The sequence below is a fragment of the Rhodococcus sp. PvP016 genome, from assembly GCF_017832185.1.
Classification (GTDB): Bacteria; Actinomycetota; Actinomycetes; order Mycobacteriales; family Mycobacteriaceae; genus Rhodococcoides.
Map to the genome: position 1 here is coordinate 1,611,841 of NZ_JAFIBH010000001.1, position 15,250 is coordinate 1,627,090.

At 68.1% G+C, this 15,250-nt stretch carries 12 protein-coding genes; 3 read left to right on the plus strand and 9 right to left on the minus strand.

What is annotated here, in order from left to right:
* The first annotated feature begins 4 nt into the window (after positions 1-4).
* Positions 5-1,411, plus strand: coding sequence for an APC family permease (locus JOE30_RS07400; RefSeq protein ID WP_204870070.1), 1,407 nt, complete (start codon positions 5-7; stop codon positions 1,409-1,411).
* 176 nt (positions 1,412-1,587) lie between these two features.
* On the opposite strand, the gene JOE30_RS07405 is transcribed toward JOE30_RS07400, so the two are convergent.
* From JOE30_RS07405 to JOE30_RS07435, 7 genes are all read right to left on the minus strand, one after another.
* On the minus strand, positions 1,588-1,896 hold the full coding sequence (locus tag JOE30_RS07405) for a WhiB family transcriptional regulator (protein WP_204870071.1): 309 nt from the start codon (positions 1,894-1,896) through the stop codon (positions 1,588-1,590).
* 235 nt (positions 1,897-2,131) lie between these two features.
* Entirely contained in the window at positions 2,132-2,602 is a 471-nt protein-coding gene (locus JOE30_RS21800) for a LysR substrate-binding domain-containing protein (RefSeq protein WP_371831712.1), read from the minus strand.
* A gap of 177 nt (positions 2,603-2,779) precedes the next feature.
* The gene (locus JOE30_RS21805; RefSeq protein ID WP_204870074.1) at positions 2,780-2,920 is read right to left on the minus strand and encodes a LysR family transcriptional regulator; all 141 of its coding nucleotides are present in this window, start codon (positions 2,918-2,920) and stop codon (positions 2,780-2,782) included.
* Positions 2,917-3,855, minus strand: a complete 939-nt coding sequence (locus tag JOE30_RS07420) for a dioxygenase (protein ID WP_204870076.1) — start codon at positions 3,853-3,855, stop codon at positions 2,917-2,919. The genes JOE30_RS21805 and JOE30_RS07420 overlap by 4 nt, the downstream gene beginning before the upstream one ends.
* 47 nt (positions 3,856-3,902) lie before the next feature.
* Positions 3,903-4,976 (minus strand): maleylacetate reductase, encoded by a 1,074-nt coding sequence (locus JOE30_RS07425; protein WP_204870077.1) that lies wholly within the window; start codon positions 4,974-4,976, stop codon positions 3,903-3,905.
* Positions 4,977-5,048: 72 nt separating this feature from the next.
* Complete coding sequence (locus JOE30_RS07430; protein ID WP_204870079.1) at positions 5,049-6,443, minus strand: aminomethyltransferase family protein; 1,395 nt, start codon at positions 6,441-6,443, stop codon at positions 5,049-5,051.
* 41 nt (positions 6,444-6,484) lie between these two features.
* The gene (locus JOE30_RS07435; RefSeq protein ID WP_307806095.1) at positions 6,485-7,288 is read right to left on the minus strand and encodes a glucose 1-dehydrogenase; all 804 of its coding nucleotides are present in this window, start codon (positions 7,286-7,288) and stop codon (positions 6,485-6,487) included.
* A 108-nt stretch (positions 7,289-7,396) separates the two neighbouring features.
* Between JOE30_RS07435 and JOE30_RS07440 the strand changes: the two genes are divergently transcribed.
* Positions 7,397-10,045, plus strand: coding sequence for a LuxR family transcriptional regulator (locus JOE30_RS07440; RefSeq protein ID WP_204870080.1), 2,649 nt, complete (start codon positions 7,397-7,399; stop codon positions 10,043-10,045).
* A 6-nt stretch (positions 10,046-10,051) separates the two neighbouring features.
* Here JOE30_RS07440 and JOE30_RS07445 read toward each other — a convergent pair whose 3' ends face one another.
* Positions 10,052-11,230, minus strand: coding sequence for a serine hydrolase (locus JOE30_RS07445; RefSeq protein WP_204870081.1), 1,179 nt, complete (start codon positions 11,228-11,230; stop codon positions 10,052-10,054).
* A 50-nt stretch (positions 11,231-11,280) separates the two neighbouring features.
* Positions 11,281-13,983 carry an AAA family ATPase gene (locus JOE30_RS07450; RefSeq protein ID WP_204870082.1) on the minus strand — a complete coding sequence of 901 codons (2,703 nt, stop codon included), beginning with the start codon at positions 13,981-13,983 and terminating at the stop codon, positions 11,281-11,283.
* A 70-nt stretch (positions 13,984-14,053) separates the two neighbouring features.
* Between JOE30_RS07450 and JOE30_RS07455 the strand changes: the two genes are divergently transcribed.
* Complete coding sequence (locus JOE30_RS07455) at positions 14,054-15,244, plus strand: NAD(P)/FAD-dependent oxidoreductase (protein ID WP_204870083.1); 1,191 nt, start codon at positions 14,054-14,056, stop codon at positions 15,242-15,244.
* Positions 15,245-15,250 lie beyond the last annotated feature (6 nt).

Sequence of the window (15,250 nt, forward strand, 5' to 3'; positions counted from 1 at the left end):
AAACATGGGAGCGTTCGAGCTCGTCTGCACTGTGCTGGCCTACAACGGTCCGGTGGTGGTCTTCATAGGTTTCATTCCCGTCGCCGTTCTTCTGGGAAATGGAATCGGAGTTCCGGTGTCCATTTTGGTGGCCGGACTGTTCATCGCGTTCCTGGCCACCGGGCTGATTGCGATCGCACGCAAACTCCCCATTGCGGGCGGCTTCTACGCCTACATCAGTGCCGGGCTCGGTAAGGTGGTCGGCCTGTCCGCCGGATTCACAGCGATGATGTGTTACTACGTCGCGTGTCTCAGCGTGTACGCGCTGGGCGGCACCGCCGCCCGTGCCCTCATGTCGGACGTCGTGCACGGCCCCGACCTGCCGTGGTGGGCATGGTCGCTGGTGCTCTCGGCAATCGTCTCCGTTCTCGGCTATTTCCGAGTCGACCTCTCGGCGAAGGTGCTGACGCTCTTCCTCACCCTCGAGTTGGTGTTCTTGGTGGTGTACGACCTGGCGGTGGTCGGACGGGGTGGAGCAGAAGGAATCGGGGTCGATTCCTTCAGTGGCGACGCCATTTTCTCGGGGTCGATCGGCATCGGATTCATGTTCGCCCTCGGCCTCTACGGTGGGTTCGAGGCCACCGTGATCTTCCGCGACGAGGTGCGCGATCCGAGCAAGACGATTCCGCGCGCCACGTACGGAGTGGTGGGCCTCCTCGCTCTTCTCTACGGGGCCACGGCATGGATGTTCGTCAACTCCTACGGTCCACAGGCGGTGCTGACCGCCGTGACCGAGGACCCCGCGAGCGCGGCCACTGCCAGTGTCAAGGAGTACATCGGAACCGTCGGGTACGACATCGCAGCGCTGCTACTGCTCACCAGCGCCTTTGCGTTGATGCTGGCGTCGCACAACATCACTACCCGCTACCTGTTCAACCTCAGCGCCGACGGCATCCTGCATCGGTCGCTCAGTCGCGTCCATGGAACGCACTTCTCACCGCACCGGGCGTCCGTGGCGATGACGGTGGCCTCGTTGGTGGGACTGCTCGTGATCGTGGTGCTGAAGCTGGACGAGGGCTTGATGTACGGGCGTCTCGCCGGCCTCTACTCCTACACGTTCCTGATCCTGCTGCTGATGGTCGCGCTGGCCATCGTCAATTATCTGATCAGGAACCGCGCACCCGGCGAGAGCCTGGTCCCGCCGGTCCTGACTGCCATCTCGGCGATCGCCGTGGCCGTGGTCCTCTACCTCGCCACCATGAATTTCACGCTGCTGACCGGAACTACCGGCGCCGCGACGACGTTCATGCTCGTGATCATCTACGGGGTCGTGGCACTGGGATTGATCACCGCGGCCGTGTACCGCAAGCGCAATCCCGCGGTCTACGCGCGCATCGGCCGCGACGAGCAGGAGGCGGGAACACCGGCCTGACGGCGTTCAGGGGACCCGAAGGTCGGGAGCGTGCTCGGGCGACGTCTGGGTGTCATCAGAGGCTGGGGCTGGGGGGAGGGGCGAGCGAGTGCTCAGCTCCTCCCCTCACTGCCGGGCACGCTCCCTGCGCCTGGACGTGGACCATGCTGCGCTAGCGGGCGGTGAATGCGGTTCCTCTATGTTCGCCATCCCGCACCGGCCGCGTAGAGGCGGCGGCGTCTTCGCCACGCGGGCCTGTTCCACTTCTCGAGAAATCGCTCCTCCGGCGAGAGTCCGCCCCAGATCCCGTAAGGCTCCTCCGCGTCCATTGCATATTCGAGGCACTGAGCGGCCACCGGGCATACTTCGCAGAGTTTCTTCGCCGTCGCTTCGCTGGCTGAATCTGTGTCGAAGAAGGAGGCCGATCGTTCGCCTCGACACGCGGCATCCAGTTGCCAATTCCAATTCTCGGTATGAGCGGGTGGCAGTGACGGCCCTCTTCGCATGATGTCCCCTCAGTGGATTCGCCACGTGTCCGACAAAACTTTCGCGCTGCAACACATATGAATACGCGTGCGGTGGGCGCAAGCGTCACCCCGTGGCAGGTGATGTTCTACGCCGTTCGGAGTTCGAGCCATTCGAGATATCGAGGCTGCGTTTTTCTCCAGTTGTGTCGACGTTACGTGCCCAAGGGTGTGCCGCCCAATCGGAAATATTCCTACATGCCGGACGTGGGTGTGTTCACTTCACGACGTGCCGTGGACGACCCGACAACGTTCCGTGGCGAGAGAAGGCAGCCGGTGCGCACTGTCGGCGAGCGTGTGCCAGGTCGAATCGGGGGTCATCGGTGACGACGGCGATTCCGCGGCCGGCTGCGGCGAGCGCTTGTGCGATCGTTCCGTTCGCCGCTTCGATCGGTCGTCCGGTGTCACTGTCCCAGCTGCTGACGACGGTGCGGAGTGTCTGCCGCGCAGCTGTTCCCGGCGGCAGAAGGACGAGCTGCTCTCTCGACACGTCGTCGACCGTCACTTCCGCTCGACCGGCCAGCTCGTCACGGGGGCGCGCGCAAGGAAGTACCGGAAGTGTTGCGAGGTGGAGACTCTCGTAGGTGTCGCCTGCGGCGTCGGCGGCAATCACGATGTCTGCGCTCCCTGCCCACCATGTCGTCGAGTTCCCTGCCGTCCGAACCGATGACGTCCACGGTGGGGTCACTGTCTGCAGGAGTCGCGACGATATCCGTGAGAGTGACTGTCGAGCAGCGATGGACAGACGAAGTCCACCGTGAGCGTAGAAGTGCGCTGTCGAGACGAACAGGTCCGCATGCCGTAGAAGCGAACGGGCGTCACCGAGTAATCGGTGCCCAGCAGGAGAGAGCGCGAGTCGGTCGCCCTAGCGATCGAACAGCTCGACGCCCAACTCGTTCTCCAGCTGTCGGAGTTGTCGGGGCAGGGAAGGTTGCGCCACTCGCGCGGTCGTCGCTGCACTGACTCGACGTCGTGCCCGGCCCGGTCGACCGACACCGTCGGTCAAGTCGCGTCCACTGTTCCCGCGGGCGCCAGGACGATGTCGAACCGCACCCGCGACCAGGTGGTGTCCGCGAGGTCTCGGCCGTCGGGCGCCGGTGTGCCGACCGGTTGTTCGACGAAGTCCTTGATCAGGGAGTCCTTCACACCGAACACCGTGTCATGGGCCAGTAGGTCGTCGCCGCGGACGAAGATGTGCGTGACCAGCGTTCGGAGCTCGGGAGCGCTGACCATGAAGTGCAGGTGTGAGGCACGCATCGGGGAGCGCCCGGTCGCGGCGAGCATTCGTCCCACCGGCCCGTCGTGCGGGATGGGATAGGGGGTGGGCGTCAACGCCCAGAACCGGTAGGCGCCGTCGGAGTCGGTGAACAGGTGGGCACGTGCGGAGACGCGTGCGTCGTCGTACTGGACGTCGTAGAAGCCGTCCTCGTCCGCTTCCCACACCTCGATGCGTGCGTTCGGTACGGGAGCCCCGTCGGTGTCGCGGACGGTGCCCTCGACCCAGCACGGTTGTCCGGCGGCACCGCCGGCGAGATCACCGCCGTTGTCGATGCGCGGCGCGTCCTCGACGAAGAACGGGCCGAACACCGTCGCCTCGGTGGCGCCGCCGTGGGCGACGTTGTCGACGTTGACGGTCTGCATCGACACCCCGAGCACGTCGGAGAGCAGGATGAACTCCTGGCGGCGGTCGTCGGTGATGTGGCCCACCTCGGTGAGGAACCCGATGGCGGTGTTCCATTCTTCCTCGGTCAGCCGCACGTCGCGGACGAAGGCGTGCACGTGTGACACCAGTGAGTGCATCACGGTTCTCAGGCGCGGGTCGGTGCAGCTGTCGAAGGAGCGCAGCACGGCGGCCGTCAGTGTCTCCTCCACCGCTGCCTGCTCGGGCGTGACGGCGGAACGTGACTGCGGCGTGGTCGTGTGATCGATGTGTCCGGCCATGGCTGCTCTCTCTGATCTGTCCACGGTGGCGTCACGGTGGTCGTCGGTCACGCGGTAGCGACAGGTTCGTCGCCGGCCCACGCTGCCCGCACCAGTGTCGCGACGGCCTCGGTGGTGACGGGTCGGGGATTGCCGTAGGGGCGGCTGGTGACCTCGTCCGCGATGCGGTCGATGTCCGCCTCGTCCATGCCGAGCTCACGCAGTGACGTCGGTGCACCGAGTTCACGCGCGAGCCGCCACAGTCGATCCGCGGGCGCGCCCTCGCCCGGCAGCGCACGCGAGAGCGCGGCGACGGTCAGGGGTGCGTAGGGGGTGTTGAACGCGAGGACGTGCGGGAGGACCACGGTGTGAGTGGGGGCGTGGGGCAGGTTCAGTGTGCCGCCGAGGGCGTGGCAGAGTTTGTGGTGCAACGACATCGTCGTCGCACCGAGGGCCGTCCCGCACAGCCAGGCGCCGTAGAGCGCCCGGCTTCGTACGTCCCGGTCGCCGGGTGCGGCCACGACTGCGGGCAGAGCCGCGGCGAGCGCACGCACCCCGTCCTCGGCGAGCAGGCAGATGACGGGGTTGGCGTCCGGGGCGTACAGCGCCTCCACGGCGTGCGCCATCGCATTGATCGCACTGGTCACCGATATCTCCACGGGCAGAGCCAGTGTCAGATCTGGATCGTAGACCACGCTGCGGGGCAACACCTTCGGATCACGGCCCGTCTCTTTCCGCCCGTTGGTGGTCACGCCCCATACCGGGGTCATCTCCGATCCCGCGTAGGTGGTGGGGACCGCGACCACGGGAAGGGAGTGCTCCAGCGCGATGGCTTTGCCCAGTCCGATGGCGGACCCGCCGCCGACGGTGACGCATCCGTCCGCTCCCAGTTCGACCGCGGCGGCGGCGGCACGCTCGGCGACGTCCGCCGGAACGTGCATCACCGCGTCCGCGCGCACTCCGACGCACCGGTTGCCGAGCAGACCGGCGATGCGATCCGCGGTGTCCCGCCGGCCGGGTGAGCAGAGCACCAGCACCCGGCTCAGCCCGAGCAGGTCGAGCTCCTCGGGCAGAGACGCCAGCGCGCCTGACCCGAAACGCACCCGCATGGGGTTCGCGTCGTACACGAAGACGTGAGTCATGATGTCGCTTCCTGGCCCTCCATGGATGGTGTCGGTCGTCGACCGGGAGTGCACGCCGGTCGACGACCGTGATCAGAGGGCGCTGACGTCGAGCTTCTCGTTGCGGAAGTCGCCCTTGTAGTAGGGGAACTGAGCGACGACGGCCCGGATCTCGATCTGGGGGTGACCCACGTCGCCCCACAGGACCGTCACCTCCGTGCCCTCGACTGCGAGGTCGCGGTCGAGGTAGGCCAGCGAGATCATCGTGTTCTCGACGAACGCGGGGGTGCGACCGGTCGCGAGTCCCACTTTCCTGCCGTCCTTCAAGACGTGGTCGATGCGCATGCGGCCCTTGTGATAATCGTCGACGGAGATGACCGGGTCGTTGCTCATGGGGTCGTAGACGACGGCGTCCGCGCCCCGGAACTGTGACGCGTACACCGCGCCGATGTCGTCGGCGTTCCACTCGAGGGTGACGGTGGTCCGCTTCGAGCCCTCCGCCTTGATCTTCTGCAAGGCGGCCTTGCCCGGGAACTCGTGGTCGAAGTTGACCAGGTAGCCCCAGCGGACGTCGAACGGGGTGACCCACGCATTCTTCGGATCGTCCGAGGCGCTGCCGTGCAGACCGATGTCGAACGGAATGATGTGCTGGATGTACTCGGTGAGTGCGGGCCAGCTCTCCTTGACCGGGTCGAGAAAGTGGATGACCTGGTTGGGGTAGCCGGCGACGGTGTGGTTGACCAGGGAGTAGTTCCAGAAGCCTTGGGGCTTCCCGCCGGCGGCCTCGACCTCGGCGCGCAGTTGTCGGTAGGCCTCGCGGGCGTGAGTGGACGGTCCGTGGATCTCGTAGGCGAGTGCTCCGGACATCCCGAGTCGATGCACGGTGGCACCGGCACCCGCGAGGGTGATCACCTTGTTCTTCGCGAAGGCCAGGTCACTCAGATCGGCGCCCGTGACCTTCTCGATGATCGACTTCGACTTCGGGCCGTCGATCTGGAAGAAGTACTCGTCCTGAACCCACGTGCCCTGGACGTCGAGGTCGGAGGTGTCCAGGAAGAACGCCAGCACGGGTGCGAGCCAGTAGGTGCGGAAATGATCGTCGCCCACCTTGAGCAGGACGCCGTCGGCGATCATGTAGCCGTCGTCGTTGCAGATGACGACGTGCTTGGACGAGCCCATCTCGAGGAGACCGAAGTCCTTGTTGACGCACACCGAGTTGAGGAAGGTCGCTGCGTCCGGACCGGAGACGTCGTAGACGGGGCTGTTGCTCAGAACGAAGCCGATGGACGCCGCGTCACGCGAGGCGAGGAATTCCTCACGTGTGGTGGAGTACTCCGCAGGCACCAGGCCGAATCCGATGTCGGTGAACACGTTCGAGCCCTCGAAGATCGGGCTGTCGGGCGTGAACAGGACGTCGTGAATCGGAGTACCGGGAGCGACCCCGTCCACCGAATCAGCGCTCGTGTCGGCAGGTTCCGTGATTGTCACAGGTTTCTCCATCTGTTGTTCCTGAACTGTGTGAGAGGCGGTCACGTCAGCACCCGGTCCTCGAGGTCGTCGTTGCGGGTCTCCGCGCCGCCGATGGTGACACCGCCGTCGACGCTGAGGCTGTGCCCGACGACGTAGCTGGACGCCTCCGATCCCAGCCACAACACGGCCTGCGAGATCTCGTCGGTCCGACCGAGCCGCCTGATCGGCACGGCGCTCAGCAACCGGTCCGTCCAGCTGCTGGGGAAGGAGGAGATGAACGGTGTCTCGATGGGTCCGGGGCACAACGCATTGATGCGAATTCCCTGCTCGGAGTACTCGTTCGCGGCTGCCTTGGTGAGACCGATGACGCCGTGCTTGGCCGCGACGTAGGGCGTGAGTCCGTACGCTCCGATCAATCCGGCCGCCGAGGCCGTGTTGATGATGGAGCCACCACCCGAGGCGAGCATGTGTGGGATCTCTGCCTGCATGCAGTAGAAGACGGACGACAGGTTGACGTCGAGGGTCCGTCGCCACGAGGCCGGGTCCTGCTCGAGCATGAACCCGTGCTGACCCTCGGCGCCTGCATTGTTGTGCGCGACGTCGAGCCGGCCGAATCGGTCGACGACGGTGTCGACGGCGCGGTGCACGGCGGCGTCGTCGGCCACGTCGACCTCGACGAAGATCGCCTCGCCGCCGCTCGCCTCGATCTGCTCGACGGTCGTGCGCCCGGCCGCTGCGTCGATGTCCAGAACGGCGACACGAGCGCCGGCGCCGGCGAATGCCGTGGCACTGTCACGGCCCATGCCGCTCCCGGCGCCGGTCACGAGAACGGACTTTCCGGTGTAATCGAAGGTGACGCTCACTCGGTTCCTGCTTTCTGTGGTCTTTCCGAGAAGAGTCGTCGTCGGCACCTCGTGATCGCATCCATGAGTCCACCGGTTGCTGTGATCCAGGTCATCTACTGTGGGGCTGTGAACACCGATGTTCCTCCCTCGACCGGCCGTGAGACGGAGATCAGGCAGCTGTTCGAGATCGTCGAGGGCGTCCACGGCGGTGTCGGCGGCGCGGTGGTGGTCGTCGGCGAATTCGGTAGTGGGAAGAGCACTGTCGGGCGAAGTGTCGGTCCGCGGGCCGGGCTCCGCACACGATTCGTACGGGCGCGGGTGGGCGAGCACGGGACAGACCTGTTCGCTCGACTGCTGGGGACGGGTCCCGTCACCGACGACGTGGACGACGTCGTGGCCGCGAACGCCGCTCTGGATGCGCTCGCCGACGCGACCCGCGGCGGGCCGGTCGTTCTGGTGGTGGACGACCTGGACCGCGCGGATCATTCGGCGCGCAGACTGCTCGGTATTCTCGCCCGCCGGGTGGCGTCGCTACCGGTCTTCCTCGTGCTGATCGGGTGGCGGCGCGGCGAGAGTCTTCCGGCCGGTGCCGCGGTGCTGCGGCTGCACCCACTGTCGTCCGGTGACACCGCGGCGACAGTTCGTGGCTGCCTCGACGCGTCGGTACCCGATTCGGTCGTCGACGACATCGCTGCCGCGTCCGGCGGAAATCCGTTGGCAGCTCGGGAGATGGCAGCGGTCCTGACCCCCGAGGAGATGGCCGGTCACACGAGTCTCCCGGAGCCGGCCGTGCCGGGCCCGGCATGGACTGCGCGGTGGAGCATGCTCGCGCAGGGCCTGTCGGAGACGGGGCGAGCAGCGATGCTGGTCGTGGCGGTGGGGGACGGGCTTCCGATCACCGTTCTCGACGGCGCCTGTGCGCGTCTCGGGCTGGGTGGCGACGAACTGGACGTCCTCGAGAGCCGACGGTTGGTGCGAGTCGACGAGTCCGGCCGCGGGTGGTCGAGGCGTCCCCATCGCAGCGCTGCCTTCCACAGCGCGGACGCGGCGTCGAGGCGAGCGGTGCACCGCGCTCTCGCGGACGAGTTGCAGGACAACGCCGATCTCGTCCTTCCCCGAGCCCTGCACCGCGCAGCCGTGGAGGAGAGGACGGGCACCGACGCCGGTGACGAGTTGGAATCGGTTCTGCGGACAGTGGACGCGTCGCCCGCTGCGCTGAACGGATGGCTTCGCGCTGCCGAACTGGCCACGGAGCACGACGCTCGGGTTCGTCGGCTGGTGTCCGCTGGGCTGGTCAGCTGGGTGCTCGGTCGGCCGGCTCAGGCCGAGTGGCTGGTGACGAGCGCCGGAGTGACCGGTCGGGACGTGTCCATCGCCGGGACCGCAGCCCAGATCCGGGGAGCCGTCGCGTTGAGCCGCGGGTTGCCTGCCGACGCGTTGCGCATCCTCGTCGACGGTGCGGGAGCTGCAGCCCGACGGGATCCGAGGCTGGCCGTCGATCTCGCGGCCCGCGTCACCGGCCTGGCGTGGTGGGGAGGGCGCGCAGACTGGGCCGAGAAGGCGGCGAACCTCGCGGATTCCATCGAGGACGAGGCCGTCGAGAGCAGTGGCGTCTTCGCGGCCCTGGTTCGTCAGGCGGCGCCCGCCGGTGTCGACGTCATGCGCGACAACTTCCGCCCGGCCATCGGTGACCTGACTCGCTCGCTACGGGACGCGGTGAACCTGATCGAGCCGCGGGAGCTGCTCTTCGCCGCGGAGATCGCGACGATGGTGGGTGACGACGTGGGCACCCGGGTGTTCTGCGAGCGAGCGATCCGTGCCATGCGGGTGCGCGGTCGAGCCACGGAGCTGCCGTTCGCGCTGCAACTGCAGGCGTTGGTCCTCGCGGGTCAAGGCCGCCTTGAGGCCGCGCGTGCGGCAGCGGGCGAGGGTTTGTCGCTCGCTGCACACGCCGGGGAGGAGACCGACGGTGCCTTCCAGCACACCGTCCTCGCGCACCTCGCCGCGCTCGACGGTGACACGGCGTCCTGCGAACGGCACCGACGCGCGGTGACGGGCCGCGGCGCCGAGCACCCGACGGCCTCGCTCGACTGGGCGGCGGGCCGGTCGGCGGTGTCCATGGCCCGGTTCGACGATGCCGTCGAGATACTCGTACCGACGGTGCTCGGCGAACGTCGTCACCCCGAGGTGAGTCTGCTCGCGACACCTGATCTGGTCGAGGCAGCGGTCGCCGTCGGGAAGCCCGATCTCGCGGAGCGAGCTCTCGAACGGTTCGCGCGATGGTGCGATGCGGGATCGTCGTGGGGCGGTGCGGTGCAGCTGCGGCTGACGGCGCTGGCGGCAGGTGACTCCGAGGAGTTGTTCGACAACGCCTGCCGTGCAACGGGTCTGGCGCAGCGCCCGTTCGAGTCGGCGCGAACTCGATTGGCCTACGGCGAATATCTGCGGGGGAAGCGCCGCCGTGTGGAGGCGCGCGAGCACCTGCACGCCGCACTGGGTGTGTTCGAGAGCCTCGAACTCCCGGCGTGGATCGACCGGACCCGGTCGGTGCTGCGGGCGAGTGGAGAGGGCCGCACCCACGACATCCCGGTCGCCGACGTCCTGACCCCGCAGGAACTCGACATAGCCCGCATGGTCAGCCGCGGCCGCTCGAACCGCGATGTCGCGGGGGCGCTGCATCTGAGCTCTCGCACGGTCGAGTACCACCTGTCCAAGGTGTACGTGAAGCTCGGGCTCGACTCCCGTGACCAGCTGGCAGGGGCTCTGGCGGACTGACTGCCGTCAGTTCGCCGCGGCCACCGTCATGTCCGACAGCGTCTGGAACCGGTGCAGGTTCTCCGCCTCACCGAGCACACCTGCGGTGAGGCACACGAAGGTCAAATCACGTTCCGGATCGACGAAGAACTGGGACGATCCCGCCCCGTATCCGCCGAACGTGCCCGGCGAGGACATCGTGCCGAAGAACGTCTGTCGCAGGCCTGCGCCGCGCATCATGAATCCCAGACCGATACTCGCGAGCCAGGGCTGCCAGTGCTTCTCGGCGACGATGCGGCTGTACCGCTCGTTGACGAGGTCGCCCGTCTGGACGGTCGTCGCCATCGCGATCGACGCGGGGGACAGGATCCGCTCACCGTCGAGCTCCCCGCCCCGACGCAGCATCTCCGCGAAGCGGAACAGATCCGAGACGGTCGACACGCATCCCACCCATGGCAACTCCGCGCCCTCGTGCGCGGCGGCTGCGGTGTCGACGATGTCTTGTGGTGAAAAGAACTGTCCGGGAGGGAACTTCGCGACGACGGGCACGAGGCGATCCGTCCATGCCGCAGGCGCGCCCATGCGGGTGTCGGCCATGCCCAGCGGATCGAGCAGCTCGTCGTGGAGGGTCTGCGTGAACGAACGCCCCCGGCCGAGCGTTCGCACCACTATCTCACCCAACAGGGCGTGAGCCAGGCACGGCGAGTAGCTGACGCGTTCGCCCGGCGGGGCCACCAGATCCATCTCGCCGATCGCGCTGATGGTGCGCGAGAGGTCGGCGCAGTCCATCGGCGGCAGCGGCCACGGCGTGGGGCTGGTACCTGCTCGGTGCGTCATGAGGTCGGCCACGCTGACACGATCCTTCGCGCCGACGCGAAACCGGTCTGGACCCCGGAACTCCGGAACGATGTCGACGACCTTGGTGATGGGGCTGAGCAGGCCGTGTTCGAAGGCCTTCAGCACGAGCACGTTGGTGAACTGCTTGGTGGTCGAGAAGATCCAGAACACGTCGTCCGGGGCGGCTGCGCGCCCGGTCGCACGGTCGCTGTACCCGATGGCCTCGTGCAGACCGATCTCACCACCTCGGGCGACCAGCACGACCCCGCCGTCGTACAGGTCGTCGGCTACATCGGATGCCATCCGCTCGGTGATCCGGTCGAGTGCGCGGCGGTCGAGAGAGGTCGAACGAGTAAGCGATCGCGTCATGTGTCGAGGGTGCGAGACACCGTGCTCACTCGCATCGGTGTGATCACCAGTCACCCGCCGTCGAGGACACCCGGCAATTGTTTCCGCGAGCCGATTCCCAGCTTCGTGTAGACCTTGTGCAGATGCGACTCGACGGTCTTGCGGCTCAGATACAGCTGCTCTGCGACCTGCTGGTTGGACGCGCCGTCGGCGACCAGACGTGCCACGGTGAGTTCCTGCGACGTCAGCATGCTCGCCGCGTCGGGTCCGCGTCGCGCTCGTTCCGCGGTGGCGCTCAATTCGGTGGCTGCACGCTGTTCCCATGCGGTGACACGCAGCCGCGCGAAGGTGGCCATCGATTCCTGCAGCACCACGCGGGCGCGGACGCGGTGCCGCCTGCGTCTGAGGCTCTCCCCGTGGAGCAGCTGGGTCCGTGCGACCTCGAACGGTCGATCGGGATCGGTGCTGCCCTCACGGAACCATCGCTCGGCGTCGCTCTCGCTCTCTGCGGTCAGAGCGTGCAGACGCGGCAGCACGCTCGCCGCCCAGGGGGACCCGGCGGCAGCCCATGCAGCGAACCGGGGAAGAGCGGTGCGCGCGATGTCGGGCCGACCGCTTCGTACGGCCGCTTCCACCAGATCGGGAAGTGCGAAGAGTGCGGTCGGAGGGTGCGTCGTGGCCGACTCCGGGTCGGTGACCTCCTGAAGAATCTCGAGCGCGCTCGCGAGTCGACCGGTGGCCAGGTCGGTGCGCCCCATCGCCCAGTGCGCCGCAGCGGCGATGTACCCGACGTCGCGCCCCGTCACCAGACGCAGCGCGGCGTCCGCGGCCTCCCGCACCGCATCGGCCGATCCGCGCAGACCGTCGCCGTGCGCCGACATCGTCAACGCGAACGCCTGGCTCCGGCCGTCCCCGATCCGGCGGGCGAGGACCGCGCCCTCGGCGAGGAGTTCCGCCGCGTGGGTGGCCTGCCCTCGCCACATCTGCACCGAGGCCAGTACGTGCAGCGTGAAGCACAACCGGAACACGTCGCCCTCGGCGCGCAGGAGCGCCACGGACTCGGTGAGGTGGTGGAACGCGGCGACATCGTCGCCGAGAAGCATCGCAGCCTGTCCGGCCATGCGGTGATCACGCGCCGACACCGCGGCTGTGCCCGCGTCCAGCGACACCCGGAGGTGCACGCCCGCCGACTCGAGGTCGCCGTCGAACAGTGCGGCGCAGCCACGGACAGCACCGACAGTGATGCGATGGGATGTCGTCACCCGGCCGGCCTCCGGCCTTCCCGGCCTTCCCGTCGTCACCCCGCCGGCTGCCAGTTCGGCGACACGGGCGATCCACTCGACACGGCCGGACCACCAGGACACCTCGGCGGCGTCCGCGAGCGCCTCGAGCTCGAGTGAGTCGTTCGCGCCGTGGATCAGCTCCGCCGCACGGATCGGGCGCTCGAACCCCTCCTGCGGTGTGCGGGCGGCCGCAGCCATGAGACCTTCGGTCAGCAGGATCCGCACGCGTGCCTCGACCGGCGCATCATCGGTGTCGACGCGAAGCGCGGCCCGCTCGGTGCCGTCGGGATCGCCGGACGCGAGCCGAGCCTCGGCGACCCGGGCCCAGCGCACCGACCTTCGATCGGCGTCGACGGACAGGGCCGCGGCCACGTGGAGTGCGCGGGCACGGTCCGACGGAGTCAGCGCGTATCCCGCCCGGGTGACGGCGCCCTCGAGGCGGGTGGCGCCGTTCTCGTCGGTGGTGGTCGCCGCCCGGGATCGGTGCCAGGCCGCGCGCAGGTCCTGATTCGGCGCGACGGAGTCGAGTGTGTCGGCCAGCGCGGCGTGGGCGCGGCGTACCTCACCGGACGGGGCGAGCTCGAGCACGGCGGCCGGGAGAAGCGGGTGTACCGGCGCGACTCCCGAGGCCGTCTCGACCAGGAGCCCACTCTCGATCAGCTCGGCGAGGGCCGCGTCGTCGACGAGGGAATCGGGTATCGCCGGCGTCGGCACGGAGCCGGGACAGTCGCAGGCGACGGACCACAGCAGCCCCAGTTCGTGCGCGTGCGGTGACAGGTGTCGGCGGGTGAGCCACAGTGTGGCCACGGCCGAGTCGGCACGGCGCGACACGTCGACGCTGCTGTCCGCACGGAGTACGTCCGGAGTGATCAAGGCGCGGGTGGACAGCACCAGAACTCCCGGGTTGCCCGCTGCCCGGTCCACGATCGCCTCGACGACGCGGCATCGTCGGCGCTGCTGGTCGAGGGTGTCACCGTCGGTGGTCGCGACCGTCTCCACGAGCGTGCGGCTGTCCTCGTCGGTCAGTCGATCCAGTTCGAGGCCTCGTGGGACGGTCCCGATGGCGCGGCGACCGGCGAAAACGATGCCCCACGACCCCGCCAGCGCGGCCACGTCGGTGAGGACCTGCTGCGACAGCGAGTCGGCCCGGTCGACGTCGTCGACGATCACGAGAGTCGGCACGGCGGCGGCGAGACGAGTCAGCAGCGCGGCCAGCGCCTCCGGATCCGTGGTGAGTTCGTGCTCGCCGGGCCGATGCACGGGGCCCAGCAGTTGGTGCAGCAGCCCGCCGGGAATATCGGATTCGGAGTCGTCTCCCGCCGCCGAGAGCACACGCAGGCCGGGGGACGCACCGATGTGCGCGAGCAGCGCCGACTTTCCCGACCCCGGTGGACCCCACACTCCGAGCGACCCACCGCGCCCGGCCCGGACCTCGGCGACGAATTCGGTGAGTCGAGCGATCTCGGCCACCCGGCCGACGAGCTGGTGCATCCGGACAACCTCCTGCCGACTGGTGGTCACCCCGATGCGAGCCGATCGCCGGATCGTGAGCATTGTGACGGTGAGCACGAATGATATCGCCGTCGTCGGCGCCGGCCCAGTGGGTGCGTTGACCGCGCTCGGTCTCGCCCAACGCGGCCACCGAGTTCTCCTGCTCGAGTCGGAGCAGGAGCTTCCCACCGCGCCCCGCGCGATCGTCTACTACTGGCACGTTCTCGAGGGGCTCGACGCCCTCGGCGTCCTGGACGACATCGATGCCGCCGGGATCCGCAACACTGCTTTCCGCACGCGCGTCCTCGCCACCGGAGACGAGGCCGTGGTGTCTCTGGCGCCGCTGGAGGCGGTGACCCCGCGCCCGTGGAACATCCACCTGGGCCAACACGACGTGGTGCGCATCGCCCTCGACCATCTGTCCCGTCTGCCGAACGCCACCCTCCGACTCGGCGCTCCCGTGACCGCGGTCCGTCAGGACGGGCACGAGGTCGTTCTGGACGTCGGCGGGGAATCGCCTGGCGAGGTGCGGGCATCGTGGGTGGTCGGCGCCGACGGCGCACGCAGCGCTGTCCGTACGAGCCTCGGAATCGGTTTCGACGGAACCACGTGGAAGGACCGCTTCGTCGCCACAGATATCCGGTACCCGTTCGACGCGGCCGGTCTCGGTAACGCCAACATGATGCTCGACTCCGAGAACGGTTGTGTCATAGCGCGTATCGACGATTCGACGTGGCGGTGGACGTGGGGTGAGTCGGCCGAACTCGCCGCCGACACCGTCATGGACAGACTTCCCGCTCGGCTCGCCGCCCTGGGCTTTCCCGACGTGCCCTACGACGTCGTCACCGCGACGCCGTACCGCATGCACCAACGTTCCGCCGACCGCATGCGTGAGGGTCGGGTGCTGCTCGCCGGCGACGCAGCACACGCGACGAACCCCACAGGCGGGATCGGCCTCACCAGTGGCATGTACGACGTGTTCGCGCTGCTCGACCCGCTGAGCGATGCCGTGCACGGCTCGGACGACGCCCCTCTGGACGCGTGGGCGGCCGAGCGACTGCGCATCTTCGACGAGAAGGCCTCACCGATGGCGACGGCATCGAAGCGTCGGGTCTACGACGACACCGACCGCGACGCGCTCGTCGGCTTCGTACGAGGTTCTGCCGCGGCCGTCGACGACGCGGAGGCCGTTCGACGGTTGTCCGCGATGACGGTGCTGCGCAGTGGTTTCCCGCGCCACCACACATCGTTCGTCTCATGATCACTC

Excerpts from the sequence above, each read along its gene's own strand:
- JOE30_RS07400 (WP_204870070.1), top strand. The coding sequence starts at position 5 with ATGGGAGCGTTCGAGCTCGTCTGCACTGTGCTGGCCTACAACGGTCCG.
- JOE30_RS07405 (WP_204870071.1), bottom strand. The coding sequence starts at position 1,896 with ATGCGAAGAGGGCCGTCACTGCCACCCGCTCATACCGAGAATTGGAAT.
- JOE30_RS07420 (WP_204870076.1), bottom strand. The coding sequence starts at position 3,855 with ATGGCCGGACACATCGATCACACGACCACGCCGCAGTCACGTTCCGCC.
- JOE30_RS07425 (WP_204870077.1), bottom strand. The coding sequence starts at position 4,976 with ATGACTCACGTCTTCGTGTACGACGCGAACCCCATGCGGGTGCGTTTC.
- JOE30_RS07445 (WP_204870081.1), bottom strand. The coding sequence starts at position 11,230 with ATGACGCGATCGCTTACTCGTTCGACCTCTCTCGACCGCCGCGCACTC.
- JOE30_RS07450 (WP_204870082.1), bottom strand. The coding sequence starts at position 13,983 with ATGCACCAGCTCGTCGGCCGGGTGGCCGAGATCGCTCGACTCACCGAA.